We start from the raw sequence: 23427 nt of genomic DNA on the forward strand, positions 1-23427 counted from the left end.
TAGTAATTATAATAATACCTTTTAAGATTCTAAGTTACTAAGACGCTAAGGTTCTAAGATTGGAAAATCTAAAATCAACATTCTAAAATCTAAAATCATAAAACGTATCTTTGCATCAAAATTTTATACAAATGTCAAAGCAAGTTCGCGTGCGTTTTGCACCAAGTCCGACTGGACCATTACATATTGGCGGAGTTCGTACTGCCCTATTTAATTATTTATTTGCAAAAAAACATAACGGTGTTTTTTATCTGAGAATTGAAGATACAGATCAGACTCGTTTTGTTCCGGGTGCCGAAGCTTATATTATGGAAGCGCTGGAATGGCTGGGAATTTCTCCTGAAGAAACGGTTGGAAAAAATGAAAAATTTGGACCGTACAGACAAAGTGATCGTAAAGATTTATACCAAAAATATGCAGATCAATTGATCAATTCGGGCTGGGCGTATTATGCTTTTGATACACCGGAAGCTCTTGATGCTTTGAGAAAAGAACAAGAAGCGGAAGGAAAAACATTTATTTACAATCATACGATTCGTGAAAAGTTAGATACCTCTTTAGTAATTTCTGCTGAAGAAGTTTCTAAAAGAATTGCAAATGGAGAACATTATGTGATTCGTTTTAAAACTCCGGTTGATGAAACTTTACATTTAAAAGATATTATTCGTGGTGATGTTAAGTTCGAAACAAGTTTACTTGATGACAAAGTTTTGTTTAAAAGTGATGGAATGCCAACCTACCATTTAGCGAATATTGTTGATGATCATTTGATGGAAACTTCACATGTTATTCGTGGTGAAGAATGGTTACCATCGATGCCTCTTCACGTTTTATTATACAGAGCTTTTGGTTGGGATGCTCCAGAATTTGCACATTTACCTTTGATTTTGAAACCGGTTGGAAACGGAAAATTATCTAAAAGAGATGGTGATAAATTAGGATTTCCTGTGTTTCCATTGGAATGGAAAACGGAAGAAGGGATTTCATCTGGTTACAGAGAGAAAGGATTTTTCCCGGAAGCCGTTGTAAACTTCCTTGCTTTGTTAGGCTGGAATGATGGAACAGAGAAAGAATTATATTCATTAGAAGAATTAGTAGAAGCTTTTGACTTAAACAGAGTTCATAAAGCGGGAGCAAAATTTGATCCTGAAAAGAACAAATGGTTCAATCACCAATATTTAATCAAACAAAATGATGCCGATTTAGCGAAGAGCTTCTCTCCTATTTTGGTTGAAAAAGGTGTTGATATTTCTAAATATGATGTAACAAGAATCGTTTCTTTGATTAAAGAAAGAGCTCATTTCGTTTCTGAATTTTGGGATTTAACTGATTTCTTTTTTCAGGCTCCAACATCTTATGATGAAAAAGCAAGCAAAAATTGGAAGGAAGAAACTCCTTCTTTAATGAAAGAATTGATTTCGATTCTTGAAAATATTGAAGATTTTACTTCTGCAAACATTGAAACTATTGTAAAAGATTGGTTAACTAAAAACGAAATTGGAATGGGTAAAGTAATGCAGCCTTTCCGTTTGAGTTTGGTTGGAGCTTTAAAAGGTCCTCACCTATTTGACATTGTTGAAATCATTGGAAAAGAAGAAACTATTTCGAGAATTCAGAAAGCAATTGCAACTTTGTAATTAAAATTCAATTTAAAATAGAAACGCTAAGAAACATCCATCAAATGTTCTTAGCGTTTTTTTAATGTTTTAAAATTTTATTTTAGAGGAATTTTCGTAATTTACCAAAATCAAAAATATAAACTATATAACCATGAGTACAGCATTTATTATCTTTTTAGTATTGGCATTCTTCATTTTCATGTCCTCTTTCTTTACAGTAAAACAGCAATCTTCTGTAATTATCGAAAGATTTGGAAAATTTCAGAGTGTTAGAAATTCAGGATTACAGCTTAAAATTCCGTTAGTCGACAGATTGGCCGGACGTGTAAACCTTAAAATTCAACAGTTAGATGTAATCATCGAAACCAAAACCAGAGACAATGTTTTTATCAAAATGAAAGTTTCAGTTCAATTTAAAGTGATTCAGGAAAAAGTTTACGAAGCTTTTTATAAACTGGAATATCCACACGATCAAATTACTTCTTATGTATTTGATGTGGTTCGTGCCGAAGTTCCTAAACTAAAACTGGATGATGTTTTTGAAAGAAAAGATGATATTGCCGTTGCAGTAAAACGTGAATTAAATGAAGCAATGTCTACTTATGGATATGATATCATCAATACTTTGGTTACAGATATCGATCCGGATATTCAGGTAAAAAATGCAATGAACAGAATCAACGCTGCTGACAGAGAAAAAACAGCCGCCGAATTTGAAGCCGAAAGTTCAAGAATTAGAATTGTTGCAAAAGCAAAAGCTGAAGCTGAAAGTAAACGTTTACAAGGTCAAGGTATTGCAGATCAACGTCGTGAGATTGCAAGAGGTCTTGTAGAAAGTGTTGAAGTTTTAAACAATGTTGGTATTAATTCTCAGGAAGCTTCTGCCCTAATTGTAGTAACCCAGCATTATGATACTTTACAAGCAATTGGAGCTGATGCAAATTCGAATTTAATTTTGTTACCTAACTCTCCACAAGCCGGAAGTGATATGTTGAATAACATGGTTGCTTCATTTTCTGCATCAAACCAGGTTGGTGAAATGATGAAAAAGCACAATAAAAAAATAGAGAAACCTAAACCAAATCATCCGCAATCTGGTTACGAAGATGATATTCAACCAGAAGTTCAATCATAATTTAAAAATAAAAAAGAGGCTTAACTGCCTCTTTTTTTATTTATAAACCAATTGATTACAAATGGTAAAATAGATTGCAAAATTTGTGGATACGAATTTTTAAAGTAATCTGTGTAAGATGAAACAAATCCGTTTACAATATTTTGTGGTGTTATACTTTCTTTTGTTTTCTGAAAATTCAAAACTAATTTCTGATAATTGATATCTTTTTCTAATTTCAGAATTTCCAAATCTCTGTCAATTTCAGCATAAGATGAGTATTTTTTATTTTCCATAATCATTAATCATTAAAAAATATTTCTGAAAATTTCTCTAAAATTGGACCTTCAACAATCTTATCTTTTATAAAGAAAAGTAAAATGGTAAAAAAAAGATAGATCCCTCCTACTGCCAAAAATCCCAAAGCATTACTTCCTAATAAATCTCCAAAAGCATACGCTGCAGCAAAAGATCCAAAAAGTAAAACCATACTAAAACATAATAATATCAAAGTAAATTTGAAAATTAAAGTTGTTGATTTCATGGCCACTTTAAAACCCCAAAGTTTATAATAAGCCAAATGACTGTCAATGTAAATTTTAGTTTGATCCTGAATTTTTTCAGTGTTTTCTCTTAACTCTTCAAATGCCATAATTAAATTTTTTAAATAAAAAAAAGCACAAAACCCTCTTATAAAAATAAGCAAGTTATGTGCTTCTAGTATAGATTTTATTTTTGAAATTTAGCGTTCTGTTCTTTTAAATCAGCCAATTTAGATTCTAAAAAAGTGATTACTTCTTCTGTTTTATGACTTACATTTGAAAGTAAATCATTTAAAGTTCCGTCAAGATTTTGTGTTGCGCCTTTATATTTTTCACGCAGTACTTCAGAACCTGCTTCAAAAGAATCCTGCAAATTATGTTTTGCATCATCAATTCCTTCTTTAATTTTAGCACGAGTTTTTGATCCTTTATCTGGAGCAAATAAAATTCCAATGGCTGCACCTACTGCAGCACCAGCCAAAATCGCTGCAATTGTATTTGAATTATTTGACATATTATTCTTATTTAAGTGATTAATAAAGATACTCTTTTTTAAATAATAAATTACTGACTAAAAGTAATTTACGTAAACTTAATATACATAAGAAACTGCTTCATACTTTCCATCAGCTTTTTCAACAATGCTCACAAAAGGATAACCGTTAGAAGCTGAATTAGTTTTGATTCTCATAGCAGTTTGCTTTTGATTTGCAATTGGCGGTTCACCTTTTGTCCTTGTCGAGACACCTGTAAAACTAGCAGCTTGTTTCAGTCCTATTGTCTTTTCCTGAGGCAAAACAGTTACCATTTTATAATCGTCTTTTGAATCTACTATTATTTTATCAGAAATTTTCTGAGTTTGTTTTGATTGTTTATTAGTAATTTGAGAAACAGCATATTTGCTAATTTTAATTTCTTCAGAACTTCCGTTCAACGAATAGTAAATTAAACCATTTTCATTTTTAATGAAATTAACATCTAGTTGTTCCCCATTGTGTTTTGTAATTTGATGTGTTTGAGAAATTGCAATATTTGCAAATAACACCGCCAGCGTAAAATATAAAATTTTCATGATAATTGAATTTTAAGTTTAATAATTAAAATTTTCAGATTGAATTACAAAAACAATAATAACCTAAAACGAATGCTATGGAAATTTCATAATTATGAAGTAATCTGAAAAATACCTTTTACGCGAAATATTATCAAAACCACATCATAATAAAAAACAGAACATAAAATTGTCTTTTCAAGAATTCTATTGAGAATTGAAACTAAATAAAAAAGCATCTTTTTTATTTGAGCAGCAATTCAATTTGGAATCTAATCGGAAATATCAATTTTTTATAAAATCATCTCTGACTTTGGTATGAGTTAAAAATAGCAACTTTATAAACAATTGTATGTTAACAACCCGTTAAACTGACAAAAATAACGTCAAAAATTAAAATAAAGACCCTAAATAAACAATAATTTAAAAAATGAGTTATATATCAACTAGTTTAAAAAATGGTCTTAAAATAAGTTTATGAAGGCTGTTTTTAATAATTATAAATTATTAAAAAATAATTTATAATAGATTAAATAAATAATAATAAATATTTATAAAATATTATATCATATAATTTAAAGTAATGATTATAAAACTCAAATACCGCTCTTTAAAAATGAAAAAGACCATAAAAAAAGCTAAAACTAAAATAAGAACTTTTGAAACGATATTTTAAAATATAGGATTCAAGAGATGCAAAAAATGAAAAAGCGTTTTAAAATTAATTTATGAAAGCTGATTTTAATCTATAAAATTTATTAAATATAAAATACAATCAATTTTATAAATTATTAGATAAATCTATTAAATTAAAAAATAAAATCAACTTTAATTATTTATTAGAAATTGAAAACAGAAATAAATTTTTCACAGCGAAAACAGTTCAAAAATCTAAAATTTGATCAAAAAAAGTAAAAACTTAAAATTACAGCTTCTATTAAAAGATAATTTAAAAAAGGATTAATGAGGTAGATTATTTAAATAAGTGTATTAAAATTAATTTATGAAAGTCATTTTTAATTAATAAAATTTATAATAAAAATATTTTTAATCAATTATATATATAATAAAAAAAGCACTTTTAAAAAGCGCTTTTCCATAGATTCTAATTATTTTATTTTTTTACCATCTCGGCAAGAATTTCATTTTCTCTTTCTGATGCATTTTTTGGAGGATTTGAATATAATTTCAAAATTTCATCATCATATTGATTTTTGAAACTTACATTTTCAATATCTCTTAAATTTAAAAGTGCTTTTGATCTTACATAAGTCGATTCACTTCTTAAAGACATAGAATATAATTTCTTCACATCTTCTTCCTCAAAATCTGTAGATTTCCAAGTTGAATATTTCAAAATAAATTGAGAAAACAACAGTGAAGCCTTATTATTGTTGATATTTTTCTTTAATGTATTTTGTAAAAGTGAAAAACTAGAAACATTTTTGATGTTCTCCCCTATCGCACTTTCAATGGCAATACGTTCTGGTTTTGTCTCAACTTTAAAATATTTGTTGATTTCTTTTAAAGAATTATTAATACTGTTTTCTTCTTTTTTCCCTTTTTCTTCCCAGGCATCTTTTAATCCAACAGTTTTGTTAAACACTAATTTTGAAGCAGTTGAGTCTTTATCAACAGTAAAATAACCCAAACGTTGAAACTGAAATTTGTCTTCATTTTGAGCTGTTCCTAAACTTGGTTCAACAAATCCAGTTACAATTTCTAATGAATTTGGATTTACAAAATCTAAGAAATTTTTGTCTTTATAACTGTCCGGCGCTTCATCTGTAAACAAACGATCGTATAAACGAACTTCGGCTTCTAATGCATGGTTGATAGAAACCCAATGTAATGTTCCAGATACTTTTCTTTGGCTTGCTTCTGTCCCGCTTCCGCTTAAAGAATCAGTATCATAAGTTACATGAATTTCTGTAATATTTCCTTCAGCATCTTTTATAACAGATTCACCTTTAATGATATAAGCATTTTTAAGACGAACTTCTTTGCCTAAAGTCAAACGGAAAAATTTAGCTGGAGCTTCTTCTAAAAAGTCTTCTCTTTCAATATATAATTCACGAGAAAAAGGCACTTTTCTAAAACCTGCACTTTCATCTTCCTGGTTATTTTCGGCTTCCAACCACTCTTCTTTTCCTTCTGGATAATTGGTAATTACCAGTTTTACAGGATCTAAAACAGCCATTACACGAGGTGCAATTTTATTCAAATCTTCACGAATACAAAATTCTAAAACCGAAACATTGATCAAATTATCACGTTTTGCAATACCAATTGTATTAGCAAAATTACGTAAAGATGCAGCGGTATAACCACGTCTTCTTAACCCAGAAATTGTTGACATTCTTGGATCATCCCAACCGTTAACATGCTTTTCTTTAACTAGTTGCTGTAATTTTCTTTTACTAACAACAGTATGTGATAAGTTACGTCTTGCAAATTCTCTTTGCTTTGGACGCAGTTTATTTTCGTCTAAAATTTGATCTAAAAACCAATCGTATAATTCACGGTGAGGCAAGAATTCAAGTGTACAAAATGAGTGCGAAATCTGCTCTAAATAATCACTTTGACCGTGTGCCCAATCGTACATTGGATAAATTTTCCAGGCATCTCCAGTTCTATGATGTTCTTTATGTAAAATTCTATACATAATTGGGTCACGCATCAACATGTTTGTTGATTTCATGTCAATTTTTGCACGAAGAATATGTGTACCAGCCTCAAATTCACCATTTTTCATTCTTTCGAACAAATCTAAGTTTTCTTCTACAGAACGATTTCTATATGGAGAATCGGTTCCAGTTGTAGATGGAGTTCCTTTTTGAATCGCCATATCTTCAGAAGATTGACTGTCCACATACGCTTTATCTTTTTTAATTAATAAAACGGCCCAATCATACAATTGTTGAAAATAATCTGATGCATAACGTTCCTCAGACCAAGTATAACCCAGCCATTCTACATCTTTTTTAATAGCATCAACAAATTCCTGTTCTTCTTTTTCTGGATTTGTATCATCAAAACGTAAATTCACAGGAGATTGATAATCAATTCCTAAACCAAAATTTAACGCAATAGAACTTGCGTGTCCAATATGTAAATACCCATTTGGTTCTGGTGGAAAACGAAAGCGAAGTTTAGTATTTGAAAGACCTAATTTTACGTCTTCCTCTATGATTTGTTCAATAAAATTGAGTGATTTCTCTTCTGATGCCATTATTTTATAGTAATTTTAGCAAAGATAAAAAAAAGGTTTCAGGTTTCAGGTTTAAAGTTATTTAAGTGGCAGAAAACATGAAACGTTAAACCTGAAACTCAAAATTAATTTAATTAGTATTTTTGTATAAATATTCAGAATTATGAGACAATTAACTGTTACAATTCCAGACGATTTTTACGAAACTTTTATTAGTTTTTTCAAGCATGTTCCTGATGTTTCTATTGATGAAAATGTTGAGAATGAAATTCCGCTATGGCAGCAAGAAATGGTTTTAGAACGTATAAAAAATTCTAAACCAGAAGATTATATTCCTCTAGATGATGCTTTAAAAGAATTAGATAAAAAATGGCTGTAGAAGAAAATTATAAAACCATAATTCTTCCTAGAGCAAAACTAGAAGTAGATGAAGCTGCTTTTTATTATGAATCTACAAAAAAAGGTTTAGGCAAATTATTTTATAAAGAGTTTAAAAACTATGCTCTAACATTAAAAACATTTCCTCTTTTTGAAGAAAAATACAACATTGTTCGTACTTTACCTTTAAAGAAATTCCCCTACACCATTCATTTTACAGTTGATGAAATTAACAAAATAGTTGCTGTTCATGCTGTAACTTCTAATTACCAAGATCCAAATACTACAAGAATAAAATTATAAAAATGGGAGTTATTAAACTAAAAAACATTCGTACTTTTTCTTACCACGGATGTTTAATTGAAGAAGGAAAAATAGGATCTGATTACACTGTCGATCTAAAAATTAAAACAAATCTTCAGAAATCGGCAGAAACAGATCATCTTTTAGATACTGTTGACTATGTTCATTTGAACAAAATTGTTGCTGAAGAAATGGCAATTCGTTCGCATTTATTAGAACATGTGGCTAAAAGAATCAATAATCGCGTACTTGCAGAGATAGAAATGGTAGAAAAAACAACAGTTTGGGTTTCTAAAATAAATCCTCCTATTGGCGGTGATGTTGAATCAGTTACCATAAAAATGACGGAAATCAGAAAGTAATTTTTCTATTTAAAAACTTAAAATTTTAAAATAGTTCATTCGAAACTTTTGAAATTTAAAGATTTTAGTTACTTTTGCCATCCGTTCAAGCAATGGCGTCGTGGCCGAGCGGCTAGGCTGGGCTCTGCAAAAGCTCCTACTCCGGTTCGAATCCGGACGATGCCTCTAAAACCTCTAAAGCAATTTAGAGGTTTTTTTATGTCTAATTTTTAGAAAAAATTAATTAAAATATATCGGTTCGAATCCAGACAATGCCTCAAAACCTTCAAGGAAACTTGGAGGTTTTTTTATGTTTAATTTTTTGAAAAAATTAATTAAATATATCGGTTCGAATCCGGACGATGCCTCTAAAACCTCTAAAGCAATTTAGAGGTTTTTTTTATGTCTAATTTTTAGAAAAAATTAATTAAATATATCGGTTCGAATCCAGGCAATGCCTCAAAAACCTTCAAAGCAATTTGAAGTTTTTTTTTATGTTTAATTTTTAGAAAAAATTAGATAAAAATTTATGTTCAAATCCAGACGATGCCTCTAAAAGAGATACAGAAATGTGTCTCTTTTTTTTATGTTTAATTTTTCCGCAATCTTGTCATTCTGAGGAACGAAGAATCACACTCGTAACTCGACAAAGATTGGCGATTTTCTTTACGGAATTTCTAGTGTGATTCTTCTTTCCTCAGAATGGCAAACTGTAACTTATAAACACAAAAAAACCTCTGAAATTCAGAGGTTTAATTTTATAATTGTGAGTTATCAACAACTACTTTTTTTCTATTCTTTCAAAAGCATTTTTAACCATTTCTTTCTCTTTTGGAAACCAGCCCTGAGTTATCAACACTAATCCGAAAACCATTAAAACAATACTAATTCCTTTTTTAATCTTAAGAATATTAGTGGGTGTCATTTTTGATTTTAATTGTTTGGCTAATACTATTTTAAGACAGTCAACTAGCAAATAAGTTATGATTACCGAAGTAAAAAAAGTAATCATTCTGGAGTTTTGCATTTCTAATTTTGGTCCAACCGAAATGATTACGGCTAACCAAAAACCTAAAACACCAATGTTGATAACGTTGAGTAAAAAGCCTTTTATGAATAAACTTCCGTAATTTCTTTTTATAATATCACGGTCGATTTCTTCATCATCGATTTTTTCTTCATTTTTTAATCTTATAAAAGAGATTATACCATAAGCCAGCATAATTATTCCGCCAAAAATAAACAGTGCAGGTTTATCTTTTAAACTTGAAATTAATCTGTAACTACCTAAATAAGCAATTGCTATAAAAAATATATCACCTAAAACTACACCAAAATCAAAAACAATTGCTGCTCTGAATCCTTTTGTAATGCTGGTTTCTAATAGTATAAAAAATACCGGACCTACCATAAAGCTTAGAAAAAGTCCCCATGGCAGTCCAGCCAGAATATCATTTATCATCAAAATACTAGTTGTTATTTTACTTCTTCGATTTTACCTCCAAATACTGTTTTTTGATTTATTTGCTTTGGTTTACCATAAATGTAAATAGAGCCTCCTGCGCTTACTTTTGCATCGACAAGGGTCGAAGCATTAACATCGGCTTTTCCGCCCGCAGAAACGCTTACTTTCGTCTGAGAAGTGGTTAATTTACTTCCAAGGAAATATCCGCCGGCTCCTAAACTTGCATCAAGGTTATCTGCTTTACCAGTTGCAGTGATTTCTCCACCAGAAACTGAACTCACTTTTAACTTATCAACATCCAAATCTACATTAATTTTAGCACCTTCCTGTGCACTTACTTTAAATGAAGTTGCTTTTATAGCTTCTTTACTTATTACTTCTGCACCTTCATTAGCATCAATCAATTCAATATGTTTATAATACAAAGTTACTTCAAGATCATTTCCTGACAGCAATTTTGGAAAAGGCATTCTTAACTTTAATATTCCATTTTTATTAACAGCTTCCAATTCAGTTTCTCTTGCGCCTTTTATAACAACCTTATTTTCTGAAGATTGAACTAGTTTTACACTTAATTTATCGTAAACTTTTACGGTATCAAAATCTCCTAACTCTTTGGTAACCTGACCAAAAGACATTTGTACAAATAAAATTGCTGCTCCAATTATTAGCTTTTTCATACTTCTATTTTTTTAATTAATACTTATTCTGCTCTTCGTAAAAAATGAAAATCCAATTGTTTTTTAACCAAATCAGCATTTTTTACTTTCACATAAATTTCGTCTCCTAATTGCAAAATGCTGTTTGAAGTAGCTCCAACCAAGGCATATTGTTTTTCATCGAAAGTATAATAATCATCTTTTATTTCTCTGATTCTTACCATTCCTTCGCATTTATTAGAAACGATTTCAACATAAATTCCCCATTCTGTAACACCAGAAATAACACCAAGAAATTCTTCGTCCTGATGATCCTGCATATATTTAACCTGCATGTATTTAATACTATCTCGTTCAGCATTAGTAGCTAAACTTTCCATATTAGAACAATGTAAACTTTTTGTTTCATATGTTTCTTCGTCTACAGAAGCTCCGCCATCCAGATAATACTGTAACAAACGGTGTACCATTACGTCTGGATAACGACGAATTGGCGATGTAAAATGGCTGTAATAATCAAAAGCTAAACCATAATGTCCAATATTATCTGTCGAATATTTGGCTTTACTCATACTTCTAATCGCAAGATTATCAATTAAGTTCTGCTCTTTTTTACCATTTACTTCTTCCATCAATGCATTCAAAGACTTAGAAATATCGCCTTTGTTACGGAAATCAATTTTATAACCAAACTTTGCAATTACGGTTTGCATCGCAATCAATTTGTCTTCGTTTGGTTCGTCGTGAATACGGTAAACAAATGTTTTCTTCTGTTTTCCAATATATTCAGCTACTTTTCTATTCGCCAAAAGCATAAATTCTTCAATCAAATGATTGGCATCTTTTGATACTTTGAAGTAAACGCCTTCTGGTTCTCCTGCTTCATCAAGATTAAATTTCACTTCTACTTTATCAAAAGAAATAGCACCATTCTGCATTCTTTTCTTTCTTAAAATCTTAGCTAATTCATCTAATTTTAAAGTCGCTTCAACAATTTCATCTGAAACTACATAAGATTCTCCAGTAATAGAAATATCTACAGGAATCGTATTGTCTTTTGTTTCAATGATATATTGCGCTTCTTCATATGCAAAACGCTGATCCGAATAAATTACTGTTCTTCCAAACCATTGGTTAATAACTTGCGAAGTTGGAGAAACTTCAAATACGGCAGAGAAAGTATATTTTTCTTCATTTGGACGAAGTGAACAAGCAAAATTAGACAATACTTCAGGAAGCATTGGCACTACTCTATCCACTAAATAAACTGAAGTTGCACGTTGATAAGCTTCATCATCCAGGATTGTTCCTTCTTCCAGATAGTACGAAACATCGGCAATATGAATTCCAATTTCGAAGTTTCCATTTTCTAACTTTTTGAAAGACAAGGCATCATCAAAATCTTTTGCATCTTTTGGATCAATCGTAAACGTAAGCGTATCACGCATATCACGACGTTTTGCAATTTCAGATTCCTGAATTGAAGTGTCTATTTTTTGTGCATAAACCTCTACTTCTATTGGAAAATCTGCTGGCAAACCATATTCAGCTAAAATGGCATGAATTTCTGTATTGTGTTCTCCAGGTTTTCCTAAGACTTTAATTACAGATCCAAACGGACTATCAGCTCTTTTTGGCCAGTCTTCAATCTTAACCAAAACAACGTCACCGTTTTCTGCTTCACCTATTTTATCCTTTGGAATAAAAATATCAGTGTACATTTTAGGATTTGCAGTAGAAACAAAAGCAAAATTTGGCTGCATATCAATTACACCAACAAACTCTGTTTTATCTCTTTCTAAAACTTCAATTACTTCACCTTCAGGTCTTTTTCCTTTTCTTCTGTTATAAACGTAAACTTTTACTTTGTCTTTGTCTAAGGCACGATTCAAATTATTAGTCGGAATAAAAACATCTTCTGCAAAATCTGGACAAATAAAATAGGCCGTTTTTCTGCTCGTCATATCTATTGTTCCTTCGTAATATTCCTGGCTTTCAGCTTTAACTAAATATTTTCCAGGTTCAGACTCTATAATTTTCTTTTGCGAAGCTAGAATTTTCAATTCTTTTATAATCTGATTTCTACTATTGGTATCATCAAGTTCAAGCTTTGCTCCTATTTGTTTATAATTGAATGGTTTATTAGCATTTTGCGATAAAATCTTTATTATTTTTCCAGAGAAATCTTTCTCTTTTTTTATCGGCTTTCTTATTTTCTTACTCATATATCTTTTCTTATAAGGTTTAAAATTACAAATAAGAAATCAGATAATACTTTTTAACAAATAGAATTATTAAAAATATAACTTTTCGTACATTTACAAAAACACCTCATATGGAAAGCTTTAAGACGATCGCCGTATTCAATTATCAGCACGAAACAGTGGTTCTCAAACACTTACTGGAGCAAGAAGGAATTCCATATTTTTTCGAAAACGAAATGACTCTTTCAGTCGTTCCTTTTTACACAACTGCACTGGGCGGAATCAAACTCAAAGTTCATCCAAACGATTTCGAACAAGTTCAGGAAATTTTGGACAATCTCAACAATCCTTTAAAAATTGTATAGATACAAAAAAGGCTACCAGTTAATGATAGCCAATTTTAAACAAATTAAATTTTTCTAGTTTACTATTATTTTTCTATTGGCTTTTCCTTTGTCTGTAATTATTTCTAAAAAATAAATTCCATTTGATAAAGAATTTACACTAATAATATTTTTATTTTCTGTCTTAACTAATTGTCCTAAAGTATTATAAATATTTACTTTTTCTAATTTTAAATCTTCTTTTAAATTGATGTTTACAACTTCTGATGCTGGATTAGGATAGATTGAAAAATGATCCATTACAAAACTATCAGAACTTAAAACAGCCGATAAATCATAAACTCGAACTTGGCCTGAACTGCGTCCATTTTCCGCATTAAGAGGAGCACCAATAGCAACAATACTTCCATTTGAAGATAAACTAACGCTTGATCCACTTTTATCATTTGCAGCTTCTCCATCAATGTCAACTCCTAGCTGAATCCAAACGTCAGATACATTTTTATATATTCGAACGTGACCTGAAGAGGGTCCATTTCCAGCATTTCCAGTAGCACCAATTGCTACCACACTGCCATCTGAAGATAAACTTACACTAGAACCACTAGTATCATGAAGCGCTTCTCCGTTGATATCAGCTCCTTGTTGCGTCCAAACATTAGATACATTTTTATATACTCGCACTTGACCTGCAGATGAAGAAGATCCAATTAACTCATTGAAAGGCATACCAATCGCCACCACATTCCCATCTGAAGATAAACTTATACTAGAACCAATTCGATCATAAGCGGCTTTTCCATCGATATCTGCTCCAATTTTAGTCCAAACATTAGATACATTTTTATAAACTCGAACGTGACCGGATTGGGTTCCATTTCCATTATTATAAATAGCACCAATCGCTACCACACTGCCATCTGAGGATAAACAAACCTTATCACCACTTTGGTCAAAAGCGGCTTCTCCATCGATATCTGCTCCAATTTTAGTCCAAACGCCAGATACATTTTTATATACTCGAACATGGCCTTTATAGAATGTATATCCCTCACTTCCCTCATTTCCTGGAGCTCCAATAGCTACTATACTCCCATCTGATGATAAACTAACACTCCATCCACTATAATCTTCAAAAGCTTCTCCATCAATATCAGCTCCTTGCTGTATCCAAACTCCAGATATATTTTTATATACTCGAACGTGACCTGAATCCTTTCCATTACCATCATTGTAGCGAGCACCAATCGCTACGACACTGCCATCTGAAGATAAACTAACACTAGAACCACTATTATCATAAAAATCTTCTCCGTTGATACTTTGTCCTTGTTTAGTCCAAACACCAGATACATTTTTATATATACTCACTTGACCTGAATTAGTTCCATTTCCAGCATCAACAGAAGCACCAATAGCAACCACACTACCATCTGAGGATAAACTAAGACTGGAACCACTATAATTATTAGCGGCTTCTCCATTGATATCAGTTCCTATTTGAGTTTGTCCAATGCTCATTAAAGGAAATAAAAGAATAAGTAAAGTTTTTTTCATAAATTGATTTATAAATTTCAGGTAAATATATAAACATATTAACAAGTAAATGCATCCATTTAAAAGTTCATTCAAACGAATTAGAACAAGTTCAAGAAATTCTGGACAATCTAAACAATCTTTTCAAAATCGTCTGAAATAAAAATTCAAATCAGATTAAAATTCATTTCAAATTAATTTTTTTTCTTTTTAAACTTTTTTAGTTTTCAACATATATTAAATACAACAAAAAAGATTTTTAAAAATTTAAAAAAATTTGTTGGTTATTATAGTGTGTTAATATGTCGAATAAATTTATTTTTAAAAGTATTGAAATGAAGTTTCTCTTAGTTATATTGAGTTATCAACATAGTTATATTGAGCTAAAAGATTAATTTTTAAGACTTTTTGTATTTTAATTAACAACGGTTGACAACCAAAAATGAATTCATTTTGTAGATAAGTTCATATGTTGATATTTGTTGAAAATGGCATTTTTGATATTGATAACTTTTCCAAAAATTCCTGAAACTTTATTAGGATTTTTAATTCCAGTTTTGGATTAGGTTTTTTTTCGACACAACCAAAAAAAACTTCTAATTTTCTATCCGAACTTATTAACATTTTCTGTTAATTTAAAGTTAACTGAATATCAACGAATTACGAACTCCTATTAACACTTCAAAATTTTAACAAATATTCTGATTATTATTTATTGATTATGAGATACTTATGGAGTTATCAAAATTGTTAATAACCTATAAGATTTTGACAGTAAGATACTTGTAAAATCAAGTCTTTTCAGAATCAGTTATGCAAATGTATAAGAATCTATATTGTATTGTTTTGATTTGTTTATAAAGAAAATAATTTGTGAAAATTGGTGTAATTCGTAGCAAACATTTATTAATTGAGTAAATTTGTATTACACAACTTAATAGTATAGAAAAATGAAAATTTCGATAGGAAACGACCACGCAGGACCAGAATATAAAAAAGCAATTGTTGCAATGCTTGAAGCAAAAGGTTATGAAGTAACGAATTATGGTACAGATACTGATGCTTCTGTTGATTATCCTGATTTTGGGCATCCGGTTGCAAATGATGTATCTGAAGGAAAAGCTGATTTTGGAGTCGTTATATGCGGCAGCGGAAATGGAATTGCAATGACTGTTAATAAACATCCTAAAGTTAGAGCTGGTTTATGCTGGACTAAAGAAATTGCTTATTTAACCCGTTTACACAACGATGCTAATATTGTGAGTATTCCGGCACGTTTTACTTCTATTCCTCAGGCAGTTGAAATTGTTGAAACTTTTTTAACAACAGCTTTTGAAGGCGGAAGACATCAGAACAGAGTAAATAAAATTGCTTGTTCGTAAAACCTCAAAAAAAAACGGGTGCTTTGCACCAACAAAAGAATAAATGCACCGGGCGGATTTTAAAAATTCATCCGGTTTTTTATTTAAAATATTGTATAACAGTTAATTAAGTTTACTTAAATCTGTGAAAATTTAGGTTATTAACATTGTTAATATCTATCTTTTGGTAGTTAAATAGAAGTAAACTAAAACAGCCTGAATCAAAAAAATCATAGAGAATTTGACAATAAATGAAGTTTTACTCGTTTTATGTCTGTAAAAAAGCATTGCTGTTAATAAACCGGGCGTTCCTCCTATTGCTTCAAGAAAAAACAATGTATTTTCGGGAATTCTTCGTTTATTTTTTCGAGCTAGGTGTTTATCATAACCGGCAAGAATAAAAACGATGATATTTATAAATAAAAAATAAAGTAAAAAAATTTCCATTGGCATAATATTCAAAACAAAGATATTATTTTAGCCGAATCATTGAGTAATTTCCAAATTAATTTTAACAAGTAAATTATATCAATTTATAATTAAGAATTTATTTCATTAAAGTATGACTAATATTCAATTCATTGCCAAGTTTGTTCAGGCACCTGCAGTTAGTATTCAAAACACCGTAAAATTATTAGAAGAAGATTGTACGATTCCGTTTATTTCACGTTACCGAAAAGACACAACCGGAAATCTTGACGAAGTTGTAATTGAACAGATTGCAAAATTGCAAAAGGATTATGATACACTTGTAAAGCGTAAAGAAGCAGTTCTAAAATCTATTGAAGAACAAAAAGCACTTACGCCAGAATTGAAACAAAAAATTGAGCAGAGTTTTGACTTGCAGGAAATAGAAGATTTTTATCTTCCATACAAAAAGAAGAAAAAAACAAAAGCAGATGTTGCACGTGAATTCGGTTTAGAACCTTTGGCAAAATTGATTATGTCAGAAAGTGATGTAGATGTTGATTTTATTTCAACACAATACATCAATGAAAATGTTATTAATGAAGAAGCTGCCATGCAAGGCGCGCGAGATATTGTTGCGGAATGGATCAACGAAAATATTTATGTTCGTAAACAGCTTCGAAGATTATATCAGCGAAAAGCGACTATTGGAACCAAAGTTGTAAAAAAGAAGGCCGAAGAAGAAGGAGCACAAAAATTCAATCAGTATTTTGATTGGGAAGAACCGTTGACAAAAGCGCCGGCACACCGTTTATTAGCAATGCTTCGTGCAGAAAATGAAGGTTTTATCAAAATGAAAATTGATGTTGATATCGATGATGCTTATGATGTTATTGACGAAATTATCATTAAAAAACAAAATAATACAACAGCTCATTTACAGTTAGCAATTGAAGATAGTTATAAACGTTTATTGAATCCGGCAATTGGAAACGAAACTTTGCAGGAAGCAAAAGCAAAAGCCGATGCTAATTCTATTCAGGTTTTTGCAAACAATTTAGGACAGTTATTATTGGCTCCGCCTTTAGGAGAAAAAAGAATTCTGGCAATCGATCCGGGATTTAGAAGCGGTTGTAAAGTAGTGTGTCTGGACGAAAAAGGTGATTTATTATACAACGAAACGATTTATCCGCACGCGCCTCAAAATGAGGAATCAATGGCGATTAAAAAAATCCGTTCGATGGTAAATGCGTATCAAATCGATGCGATTTCTATTGGTAACGGAACGGCTTCAAGAGAAACTGAATTTTTCATAAAAAAAATCGCGTTTGACAAACCGGTGCAGGTTTTTATCGTTTCTGAAGCCGGAGCGTCGGTTTATTCGGCATCAAAAATTGCGAGAGAAGAATTTCCAAATTATGATGTAACGGTTCGTGGTTCGGTTTCAATTGGACGACGACTTTCAGATCCGTTGGCAGAATTGGTAAAAATTGACCCAAAAGCAATTGGAGTTGGACAATATCAACACGATGTTGACCAAACCAAATTAAAAGAAGAATTGGATAGCACCGTAATTCGCTGCGTAAACTCAGTTGGAATTAATATTAACACGGCAAGTAAACATTTGCTAAGTTATGTGAGTGGAATAGGAGAGAAGCTGGCTGAAAACATTGTTCAATACCGTTCTGAAAACGGACCTTTTGAAGACAGGAAACAGCTTAAAAAAGTACCTCGTTTAGGTGATAAAGCGTATCAGCAGGGAGCAGCGTTCATTAGAATTACAAATGCTAAAAATCCGCTGGATAATTCGGCGGTGCATCCGGAGGCTTATCCGGTTGTTGAAAAGATGGCGAAGGATTTGAATCTTTCATTAAATGACTTAATTGCAAACAAAGAAAAAACAGCGCTTATTAAGCCTGAAAAATACGTAACACCTGAAATTGGTTTACTGACGCTGAAAGACATCATAAAAGAGCTTGAAAAGCCTGGATTGGATCCAAGAAAGTCGGCTAAGGTTTTTGAGTTTGATGCCAATGTAAAATCGATCAAAGATGTAAAAACAGGAATGATTTTACCAGGAATTGTGAATAACATTACCAACTTTGGTTGTTTTGTTGATATCGGAATCAAAGAAAGCGGATTGGTTCATATTTCTCAATTGAAAGCCGGCTTTGTAAGCGATGTAAACGAAGTAGTAAAATTACATCAACATGTTGATGTTAAAGTTACTGAAGTTGATGAAGATAGAAAGAGAATTCAGTTAACGATGGTGCTTTAGAAAAAATCAATAAAAAAAATCCAAAATTATTGGAATCGTTAGATAAAAAAACGCCCAAATTACAATTTGTAATTTGGGCGTTTCTAATATATTGTTATTTCAAAATCACTTTTTTAGTTATGCTTTTAAAATCATCATTGGCTATTTTTACGAAATAAATTCCAGAAGCCTGACTGGACAGATTTATTTCGGTATTTTCAGATATTGTTTTTTGTTGATAAATAACACTTCCCGAAGGCGAAATTACTGAAATAGTTGATTGCTGAGGTGCGTTAACTGTGATTCGATCAGCACTCGGATTTGGGTAAAGCGTAACTGTAGATTTTTCAATATCAAAAGTATCATTAGAAAGAGTGGCGTTTAGCGGTAAATAAAAATTACCTGTTAGTAAAAAGGAGTATAATGTTTTTAATGTTTGATGAAAATAATTATTTGGATCGTCTAAGGATTTTAAATCTGCATAAGAGTCATTTAAATGTTTTTGGTTTTCGCCGGCCATTGCAGCACAGGCAAACGCACCAACAAAAGTAGCATTATGCCATTGCCCGCTTGCGTTTCCGTTTTGGTTATAACCGTCTTTAATGTTTAAAGATCCGCCAAGGTTGATGCGAACAAAATCCGATGATTTTTTTGCGTAAGCTTTAGCATCAGCATTTCCGTACCATAAATAATCTACAGCGATTCTCCAGGGAGTTCTTGCAGCATCGTAAGTATACATTTTTCCAGCATTAGCATAACCTCCGGCTTGAGATGAATATGCTCCGGAAGCTTCACACCAATCCGAAACCAATCCGCCAACCGCATTATTTTTCGTTAGATTATTATTGATAACTGTATAGGATTTCGCGGCAACCTGATTCCAAAAAGCGGTATCATTTGTAAAAGTTCCAAAAGCTCTATAATAAGCAGGCGAGAAGTAGGACGGATTTGTAATTTGGCTTCCGCCGAATTGATCTCCGGGTTTTAAAACATAACTATTTGCTTCAACTTCATGATTTTTGATGGCAGAAATTAGAGCTGTGGCGTCATTTTTATAATTAATAGTTCCAGCACTAGACCATTGATAATCGGCAACAATAAGCGCAAAAGCAGCATCGAGTTCAGCATCTGTTGCTCCATTGTAGCCACTGGTTCCAGAACAGCCGTTAATTTTCCAGTTCATTACTTTATTTACATTTAAATTGTCTTTGTAATATAGCCAAAGACCATCAAAAAGAGTTTTGTCGGCCATATAAACGCTTAGCAGCATTCCATATCCAATTCCTTCCGAAACCGTTTCAGAACGATTATCAAATTTTACACGATAACGCTCATTATAACAGGCTTCTACAAAATTGATTTTCCATGTATCATAATTGGTTTTAGCGTCCTGGCTATTTTTAGCAGTAGGCATTAAGCCGTTGTTGAACACAACATTGGCTGGAAACGGCTGCTTTTGTGCATTACTTTTGAGGCACAAAAAAGCAACAGTAATCAGAAGTAGGTTTTTCATAATTATTGTTAATTAATTTAGGGACTCTAAAAGTAAGATTTTTTAGATATAAAAAAAATCCCAGACTACAATTTTATAAATTGTAGTCTGGGACTCATTAATAAGTTGAAGGTTACTATTTCGTTTCTTCCTCTTGTTTTTTAGCAGGAGCAGGTTGATCGTCTTTAGCAGCGTTTTTAAATTCCTTAATTCCACTTCCTAAACCTTTCATTAATTCTGGAATTTTTTTACCTCCAAAAAGTAATATCACAATACCTACGATAACAAGGATTTCTGTAAGACCTAATCTTCCCATGACTATTATATTTAATGCCGAAGCAAATTTATTTTTTGTTTTCACCGCAAAGGTATATAGAATATACGAACAACAATGGTTTTTGGATTAAAATATTCGTATATTAATGCGTTAAATATTTTATAAAATCATTAATTTAATGATTTTGCTCTTTTTTCTCAGGCATCAGCAATACGATTAATTACTATATTTGCTCGTATAAATAAAGAAAATGGCTAAGAAAAAGAAAAGAAACCTACGAAAGAAATTATTCATAAAAAACCGATTGATAATTTTGAATGAAGACACTTTTGAAGAAATTTTTTCATTCAGGCTTACCTTAATGAACGTTTTTGTAACCTTTACTTTAGGAGGGATTTTTCTAATTTTAGTAACTACTTTCATTATTGCCTTTACACCGCTGCGTGAATTTATTCCAGGTTATTCTTCATCAGAATTAAAAAGAAATGCAACAGAACTGGCTATAAAGTCTGATTCATTAGAAACCGCTTTAAGAAAAAACGAAGTCTATATTAAAGGAGTTCAGAAAGTTTTGAAAGGCGAATTAGATTATGCCAAATTCAATAAAGATTCTATTATGGCTGAAACCGATGTTCCTTCTGATGTGAATATGAAAGTTACTGAAGAGGAAATTAAACTTAGAGAAGAAGTTGCCAAAATAGAGAAAGAATCTGGTGAAAGTAAGGTAAAGAAAAATAAAGGTGACAAAAAATAATACCACAAAAAATGTCAATTAAATCAATAGCAGCAAAGATATTTGCCCGCAAAATATACAATCAAACACTTTCCTGGTCAAGTAATCCAGTCGAAACACAACTAGAAGTTTTTAAAAGTTTGATGCAAAATGCCAAAGAAACCCAATTTGGAAAAAATCATCATTTTGATACTATAAAGACATTTGAAGATTTTCAGAAAAATGTTCCTGTCAGAGATTACGAAGACTTAAAAGAATATATAGAAAAGGTTAAAAATGGCGAAGAAAATATTCTTTGGAAAGGAAAACCACTTTATTTTGCCAAAACATCTGGAACAACTTCTGGTGCGAAATATATTCCGCTTACCAAAGAATCAATGCCTACGCATGTAAATGCAGCACGAAACGCTATTTTGCACTATATAAACGAAACCGGAAATGCCGGTTTTGTAAATGGTAAAATGATTTTTTTGCAGGGAAGCCCAATTTTGATTGAAAAACACGGAATTAAATTTGGTAGACTTTCTGGTATTGTAGCGCATTTTGTTCCTAAATATTTGCAAAAAAACAGAATGCCATCTTGGGAAACCAATTGCATTGATGATTGGGAAACCAAAGTAAATACTATTGTAGGCGAAACGATTAATGAAAATATGTCTGTGATTTCCGGAATTCCGTCCTGGGTACAAATGTATTTTGAGCGTTTACAGGAAAAAAGCGGAGGAAAAAAGATAGGAGAAATTTTCAAGAACTTTAATTTGTTTATTTACGGCGGTGTTAATTACGAGCCATACCGTGCCAAGTTTGAGCAAATGATTGGCAAGAAAGTAGACAGCATTGAATTGTTTCCGGCTTCTGAAGGATTTTTTGCATATCAGGATTCCCAAAAAGAAAGAGGAATGCTTTTATTGCTGAATTCGGGAATTTTCTATGAATTTATAAAAGCCGATGAGTTCTTTACCGAAAACCCAAAACGTTATACAATTGGCGAAGTAGAATTGGGCGTAAATTATGCTTTAATCGTTTCTACAAATGCCGGACTTTGGGGTTATAATATTGGAGATACGATTCAGTTCACCTCTTTGGCTCCATATCGTGTCATAGTTTCAGGACGTATCAAGCATTATATTTCTGCTTTTGGAGAACACGTAATTGCAAACGAAGTCGAAAACGCAATGAAAGAAGCTACAGCCGGAACTAATATTGTAATAAACGAATTTACCGTTGCGCCGCAAATCACGCCAGCAAACGGACTGCCATATCACGAATGGTTAATAGAATTTGAAAAAGAGCCAGAAAATATTGAAACTTTTGCAGAAGCAATTGATGATTCGATGCGAAAACAAAATATTTATTACGACGATTTAATTACCGGAAACGTTTTGCGAAAAGTAGTTATCAGCAAAGTTTCAAAAAACGGATTTCAGGAATACATGAAATCACAAGGGAAATTAGGCGGACAAAATAAAATTCCGAGATTATCAAACAATAGAGATATTGCTGATAATTTAAAGTAAAAATGATATTTTTTTACTCACGAAATATAAATATCATTTAAGGGCAGGATTTGTTAATTGAAATATTTAGTGGAGTAAAAAACAAAAATTTTCTTTTGGATTTATTAGGATCAATAAATTCAAAAGTTGATTTTGAAAATATAAATAAAATATGGATGTTCATATACCCTACGAACAAGTTAAAAATCGGGAATGTGATTTTATAGTTACGTATAGATTTTTTACTCCAGATGAAGGAGGGAGAAAAACAGGAAATCCAATGCAGGGATATCGTTCTGATTTTATGTATTCTGGCGATGAAAAAGCCAGACAACAATGGATGATCTGGCCTGAATTTTTGGATGATAAAGATAATGTCATTTTAGATAAATCATTCCAAGTTCCGACTTCAGGAAAAGCAAATATGTGGATATTAAATGATACACTTACAGAACTTCATAAAAGACGAATTAAAATTGGATTAAAAGCCTTTTTCATGGAAGGACAATATATTGTAGCAGAATGTGAAGTCATACAAATTGTAAATCCTAATTTGAAATAAACGTTATAATTAAATCACATTTCTAGTTTTCAACTAAAAATAATATTAATATTTCCTACTTTCGCTTGTCAAAA

The 23427-nt window shown here is 31.3% G+C and carries 23 protein-coding genes and 1 tRNA gene; 12 read left to right on the forward strand and 12 right to left on the reverse strand.

All coding sequences use genetic code 11. The features are described 5' to 3' along the window. The first annotated feature begins 131 nt into the window (after positions 1 to 131). Together gltX and L1276_RS07485 are read left to right on the forward strand one after the other, a co-directional pair. Positions 132 to 1637: a glutamate--tRNA ligase gene (gene gltX / locus L1276_RS07480; RefSeq protein WP_253786479.1), complete on the forward strand. Its 1506-nt coding sequence runs from the start codon at positions 132 to 134 to the stop codon at positions 1635 to 1637. 133 nt (positions 1638 to 1770) lie between these two features. Continuing rightward, on the forward strand, positions 1771 to 2754 hold the full coding sequence (locus L1276_RS07485) for an SPFH domain-containing protein (RefSeq protein ID WP_253786480.1): 984 nt from the start codon (positions 1771 to 1773) through the stop codon (positions 2752 to 2754). A 20-nt stretch (positions 2755 to 2774) separates the two neighbouring features. On the opposite strand, the gene L1276_RS07490 is transcribed toward L1276_RS07485, so the two are convergent. The 5 genes from L1276_RS07490 to L1276_RS07510 form a co-directional block, all read right to left on the reverse strand. Next, positions 2775 to 3029, reverse strand: a complete 255-nt coding sequence (locus L1276_RS07490) for a DUF6327 family protein (RefSeq protein ID WP_253786481.1) — start codon at positions 3027 to 3029, stop codon at positions 2775 to 2777. A 5-nt stretch (positions 3030 to 3034) separates the two neighbouring features. Further along, positions 3035 to 3385 carry a competence protein gene (locus L1276_RS07495; protein ID WP_253786482.1) on the reverse strand — a complete coding sequence of 117 codons (351 nt, stop codon included), beginning with the start codon at positions 3383 to 3385 and terminating at the stop codon, positions 3035 to 3037. A gap of 77 nt (positions 3386 to 3462) precedes the next feature. Further along, the gene (locus L1276_RS07500) at positions 3463 to 3789 is read right to left on the reverse strand and encodes a YtxH domain-containing protein (RefSeq protein WP_253786483.1); all 327 of its coding nucleotides are present in this window, start codon (positions 3787 to 3789) and stop codon (positions 3463 to 3465) included. Between the two features lie 78 nt (positions 3790 to 3867). After that, entirely contained in the window at positions 3868 to 4347 is a 480-nt protein-coding gene (locus L1276_RS07505) for a hypothetical protein (protein ID WP_253786484.1), read from the reverse strand. A 1093-nt stretch (positions 4348 to 5440) separates the two neighbouring features. Then, positions 5441 to 7558 carry a glutamine--tRNA ligase/YqeY domain fusion protein gene (locus L1276_RS07510; RefSeq protein ID WP_253786485.1) on the reverse strand — a complete coding sequence of 706 codons (2118 nt, stop codon included), beginning with the start codon at positions 7556 to 7558 and terminating at the stop codon, positions 5441 to 5443. 142 nt (positions 7559 to 7700) lie between these two features. On the opposite strand from L1276_RS07510, the gene L1276_RS07515 reads away from it, so the two are divergent. The 4 genes from L1276_RS07515 to L1276_RS07530 all read left to right on the forward strand — a co-directional run bounded on the left by L1276_RS07515 (position 7701) and on the right by L1276_RS07530 (position 8745). Then, a complete protein-coding gene (locus L1276_RS07515) occupies positions 7701 to 7916 on the forward strand; it encodes a hypothetical protein (RefSeq protein ID WP_073484141.1) in 216 nt (71 codons plus the stop codon). Then, positions 7907 to 8218 (forward strand): hypothetical protein, encoded by a 312-nt coding sequence (locus L1276_RS07520; protein ID WP_253786486.1) that lies wholly within the window; start codon positions 7907 to 7909, stop codon positions 8216 to 8218. Before L1276_RS07515 ends, L1276_RS07520 begins: the two co-directional genes overlap by 10 nt. A gap of 2 nt (positions 8219 to 8220) precedes the next feature. After that, positions 8221 to 8580, forward strand: coding sequence for a dihydroneopterin aldolase (gene folB, locus L1276_RS07525; protein WP_253786487.1), 360 nt, complete (start codon positions 8221 to 8223; stop codon positions 8578 to 8580). 94 nt (positions 8581 to 8674) lie between these two features. Beyond that, positions 8675 to 8745, forward strand: a tRNA-Cys gene (locus L1276_RS07530). Positions 8746 to 9340: 595 nt separating this feature from the next. Here L1276_RS07530 and L1276_RS07535 read toward each other — a convergent pair. Genes L1276_RS07535 through rnr form a run of 3 tightly spaced genes read right to left on the reverse strand, consistent with a single transcriptional unit; the run spans position 9341 to position 12908 of the window. Then, entirely contained in the window at positions 9341 to 10021 is a 681-nt protein-coding gene (locus tag L1276_RS07535) for a LysE family translocator (protein WP_253786488.1), read from the reverse strand. A gap of 14 nt (positions 10022 to 10035) precedes the next feature. Continuing rightward, a complete protein-coding gene (locus tag L1276_RS07540) occupies positions 10036 to 10704 on the reverse strand; it encodes a head GIN domain-containing protein (RefSeq protein ID WP_253786489.1) in 669 nt (222 codons plus the stop codon). Between the two features lie 23 nt (positions 10705 to 10727). After that, positions 10728 to 12908, reverse strand: a complete 2181-nt coding sequence (gene rnr / locus L1276_RS07545) for a ribonuclease R (RefSeq protein WP_253786490.1) — start codon at positions 12906 to 12908, stop codon at positions 10728 to 10730. 110 nt (positions 12909 to 13018) lie between these two features. Between rnr and L1276_RS07550 the strand changes: the two genes are divergently transcribed. Beyond that, complete coding sequence (locus tag L1276_RS07550; protein WP_253786491.1) at positions 13019 to 13252, forward strand: putative signal transducing protein; 234 nt, start codon at positions 13019 to 13021, stop codon at positions 13250 to 13252. 54 nt (positions 13253 to 13306) lie between these two features. Here L1276_RS07550 and L1276_RS07555 read toward each other — a convergent pair whose 3' ends face one another. After that, a complete protein-coding gene (locus L1276_RS07555; RefSeq protein WP_253786492.1) occupies positions 13307 to 14788 on the reverse strand; it encodes a T9SS type A sorting domain-containing protein in 1482 nt (493 codons plus the stop codon). Positions 14789 to 15717: 929 nt separating this feature from the next. Between L1276_RS07555 and rpiB the strand changes: the two genes are divergently transcribed. Further along, the gene (gene rpiB, locus L1276_RS07560) at positions 15718 to 16149 is read left to right on the forward strand and encodes a ribose 5-phosphate isomerase B (protein WP_095952846.1); all 432 of its coding nucleotides are present in this window, start codon (positions 15718 to 15720) and stop codon (positions 16147 to 16149) included. A gap of 156 nt (positions 16150 to 16305) precedes the next feature. On the opposite strand, the gene L1276_RS07565 is transcribed toward rpiB, so the two are convergent. After that, positions 16306 to 16575: a DUF1294 domain-containing protein gene (locus L1276_RS07565; RefSeq protein ID WP_253786493.1), complete on the reverse strand. Its 270-nt coding sequence runs from the start codon at positions 16573 to 16575 to the stop codon at positions 16306 to 16308. Between the two features lie 115 nt (positions 16576 to 16690). Here L1276_RS07565 and L1276_RS07570 point away from each other — a divergent pair, with 115 nt between their 5' ends. Further along, positions 16691 to 18814 (forward strand): Tex family protein, encoded by a 2124-nt coding sequence (locus L1276_RS07570; RefSeq protein WP_253786494.1) that lies wholly within the window; start codon positions 16691 to 16693, stop codon positions 18812 to 18814. A 94-nt stretch (positions 18815 to 18908) separates the two neighbouring features. On the opposite strand, the gene L1276_RS07575 is transcribed toward L1276_RS07570, so the two are convergent. Further along, positions 18909 to 20306, reverse strand: coding sequence for a glycosyl hydrolase family 8 (locus tag L1276_RS07575; RefSeq protein ID WP_253786495.1), 1398 nt, complete (start codon positions 20304 to 20306; stop codon positions 18909 to 18911). Between the two features lie 115 nt (positions 20307 to 20421). Further along, a complete protein-coding gene (locus tag L1276_RS07580; protein ID WP_042564899.1) occupies positions 20422 to 20601 on the reverse strand; it encodes a twin-arginine translocase TatA/TatE family subunit in 180 nt (59 codons plus the stop codon). Between the two features lie 211 nt (positions 20602 to 20812). Between L1276_RS07580 and L1276_RS07585 the strand changes: the two genes are divergently transcribed. From L1276_RS07585 to L1276_RS07595, 3 genes are all read left to right on the forward strand, one after another. Beyond that, entirely contained in the window at positions 20813 to 21316 is a 504-nt protein-coding gene (locus L1276_RS07585; RefSeq protein WP_253786496.1) for a peptidase, read from the forward strand. Positions 21317 to 21327: 11 nt separating this feature from the next. After that, positions 21328 to 22812 carry a GH3 auxin-responsive promoter family protein gene (locus L1276_RS07590; protein ID WP_253786497.1) on the forward strand — a complete coding sequence of 495 codons (1485 nt, stop codon included), beginning with the start codon at positions 21328 to 21330 and terminating at the stop codon, positions 22810 to 22812. Positions 22813 to 22963: 151 nt separating this feature from the next. Then, positions 22964 to 23353: a hypothetical protein gene (locus L1276_RS07595; RefSeq protein ID WP_253786498.1), complete on the forward strand. Its 390-nt coding sequence runs from the start codon at positions 22964 to 22966 to the stop codon at positions 23351 to 23353. The last annotated feature ends 74 nt before the right edge of the window (positions 23354 to 23427 follow it).

The organism is Flavobacterium sp. HSC-32F16, from assembly GCF_024171645.1.
Taxonomy (GTDB): Bacteria; Bacteroidota; Bacteroidia; order Flavobacteriales; family Flavobacteriaceae; genus Flavobacterium.

Excerpts from the sequence above, each read along its gene's own strand:
- gltX (WP_253786479.1), top strand. The coding sequence starts at position 132 with ATGTCAAAGCAAGTTCGCGTGCGTTTTGCACCAAGTCCGACTGGACCA.
- L1276_RS07485 (WP_253786480.1), top strand. The coding sequence starts at position 1,771 with ATGAGTACAGCATTTATTATCTTTTTAGTATTGGCATTCTTCATTTTC.
- L1276_RS07490 (WP_253786481.1), bottom strand. The coding sequence starts at position 3,029 with ATGGAAAATAAAAAATACTCATCTTATGCTGAAATTGACAGAGATTTG.
- L1276_RS07495 (WP_253786482.1), bottom strand. The coding sequence starts at position 3,385 with ATGGCATTTGAAGAGTTAAGAGAAAACACTGAAAAAATTCAGGATCAA.
- L1276_RS07500 (WP_253786483.1), bottom strand. The coding sequence starts at position 3,789 with ATGTCAAATAATTCAAATACAATTGCAGCGATTTTGGCTGGTGCTGCA.
- L1276_RS07505 (WP_253786484.1), bottom strand. The coding sequence starts at position 4,347 with ATGAAAATTTTATATTTTACGCTGGCGGTGTTATTTGCAAATATTGCA.
- L1276_RS07510 (WP_253786485.1), bottom strand. The coding sequence starts at position 7,558 with ATGGCATCAGAAGAGAAATCACTCAATTTTATTGAACAAATCATAGAG.
- L1276_RS07515 (WP_073484141.1), top strand. The coding sequence starts at position 7,701 with ATGAGACAATTAACTGTTACAATTCCAGACGATTTTTACGAAACTTTT.
- L1276_RS07520 (WP_253786486.1), top strand. The coding sequence starts at position 7,907 with ATGGCTGTAGAAGAAAATTATAAAACCATAATTCTTCCTAGAGCAAAA.
- folB (WP_253786487.1), top strand. The coding sequence starts at position 8,221 with ATGGGAGTTATTAAACTAAAAAACATTCGTACTTTTTCTTACCACGGA.
- L1276_RS07535 (WP_253786488.1), bottom strand. The coding sequence starts at position 10,021 with ATGATAAATGATATTCTGGCTGGACTGCCATGGGGACTTTTTCTAAGC.
- L1276_RS07540 (WP_253786489.1), bottom strand. The coding sequence starts at position 10,704 with ATGAAAAAGCTAATAATTGGAGCAGCAATTTTATTTGTACAAATGTCT.
- rnr (WP_253786490.1), bottom strand. The coding sequence starts at position 12,908 with ATGAGTAAGAAAATAAGAAAGCCGATAAAAAAAGAGAAAGATTTCTCT.
- L1276_RS07550 (WP_253786491.1), top strand. The coding sequence starts at position 13,019 with ATGGAAAGCTTTAAGACGATCGCCGTATTCAATTATCAGCACGAAACA.
- L1276_RS07555 (WP_253786492.1), bottom strand. The coding sequence starts at position 14,788 with ATGAAAAAAACTTTACTTATTCTTTTATTTCCTTTAATGAGCATTGGA.
- rpiB (WP_095952846.1), top strand. The coding sequence starts at position 15,718 with ATGAAAATTTCGATAGGAAACGACCACGCAGGACCAGAATATAAAAAA.
- L1276_RS07565 (WP_253786493.1), bottom strand. The coding sequence starts at position 16,575 with ATGGAAATTTTTTTACTTTATTTTTTATTTATAAATATCATCGTTTTT.
- L1276_RS07570 (WP_253786494.1), top strand. The coding sequence starts at position 16,691 with ATGACTAATATTCAATTCATTGCCAAGTTTGTTCAGGCACCTGCAGTT.
- L1276_RS07575 (WP_253786495.1), bottom strand. The coding sequence starts at position 20,306 with ATGAAAAACCTACTTCTGATTACTGTTGCTTTTTTGTGCCTCAAAAGT.
- L1276_RS07580 (WP_042564899.1), bottom strand. The coding sequence starts at position 20,601 with ATGGGAAGATTAGGTCTTACAGAAATCCTTGTTATCGTAGGTATTGTG.
- L1276_RS07585 (WP_253786496.1), top strand. The coding sequence starts at position 20,813 with ATGGCTAAGAAAAAGAAAAGAAACCTACGAAAGAAATTATTCATAAAA.
- L1276_RS07590 (WP_253786497.1), top strand. The coding sequence starts at position 21,328 with ATGTCAATTAAATCAATAGCAGCAAAGATATTTGCCCGCAAAATATAC.
- L1276_RS07595 (WP_253786498.1), top strand. The coding sequence starts at position 22,964 with ATGGATGTTCATATACCCTACGAACAAGTTAAAAATCGGGAATGTGAT.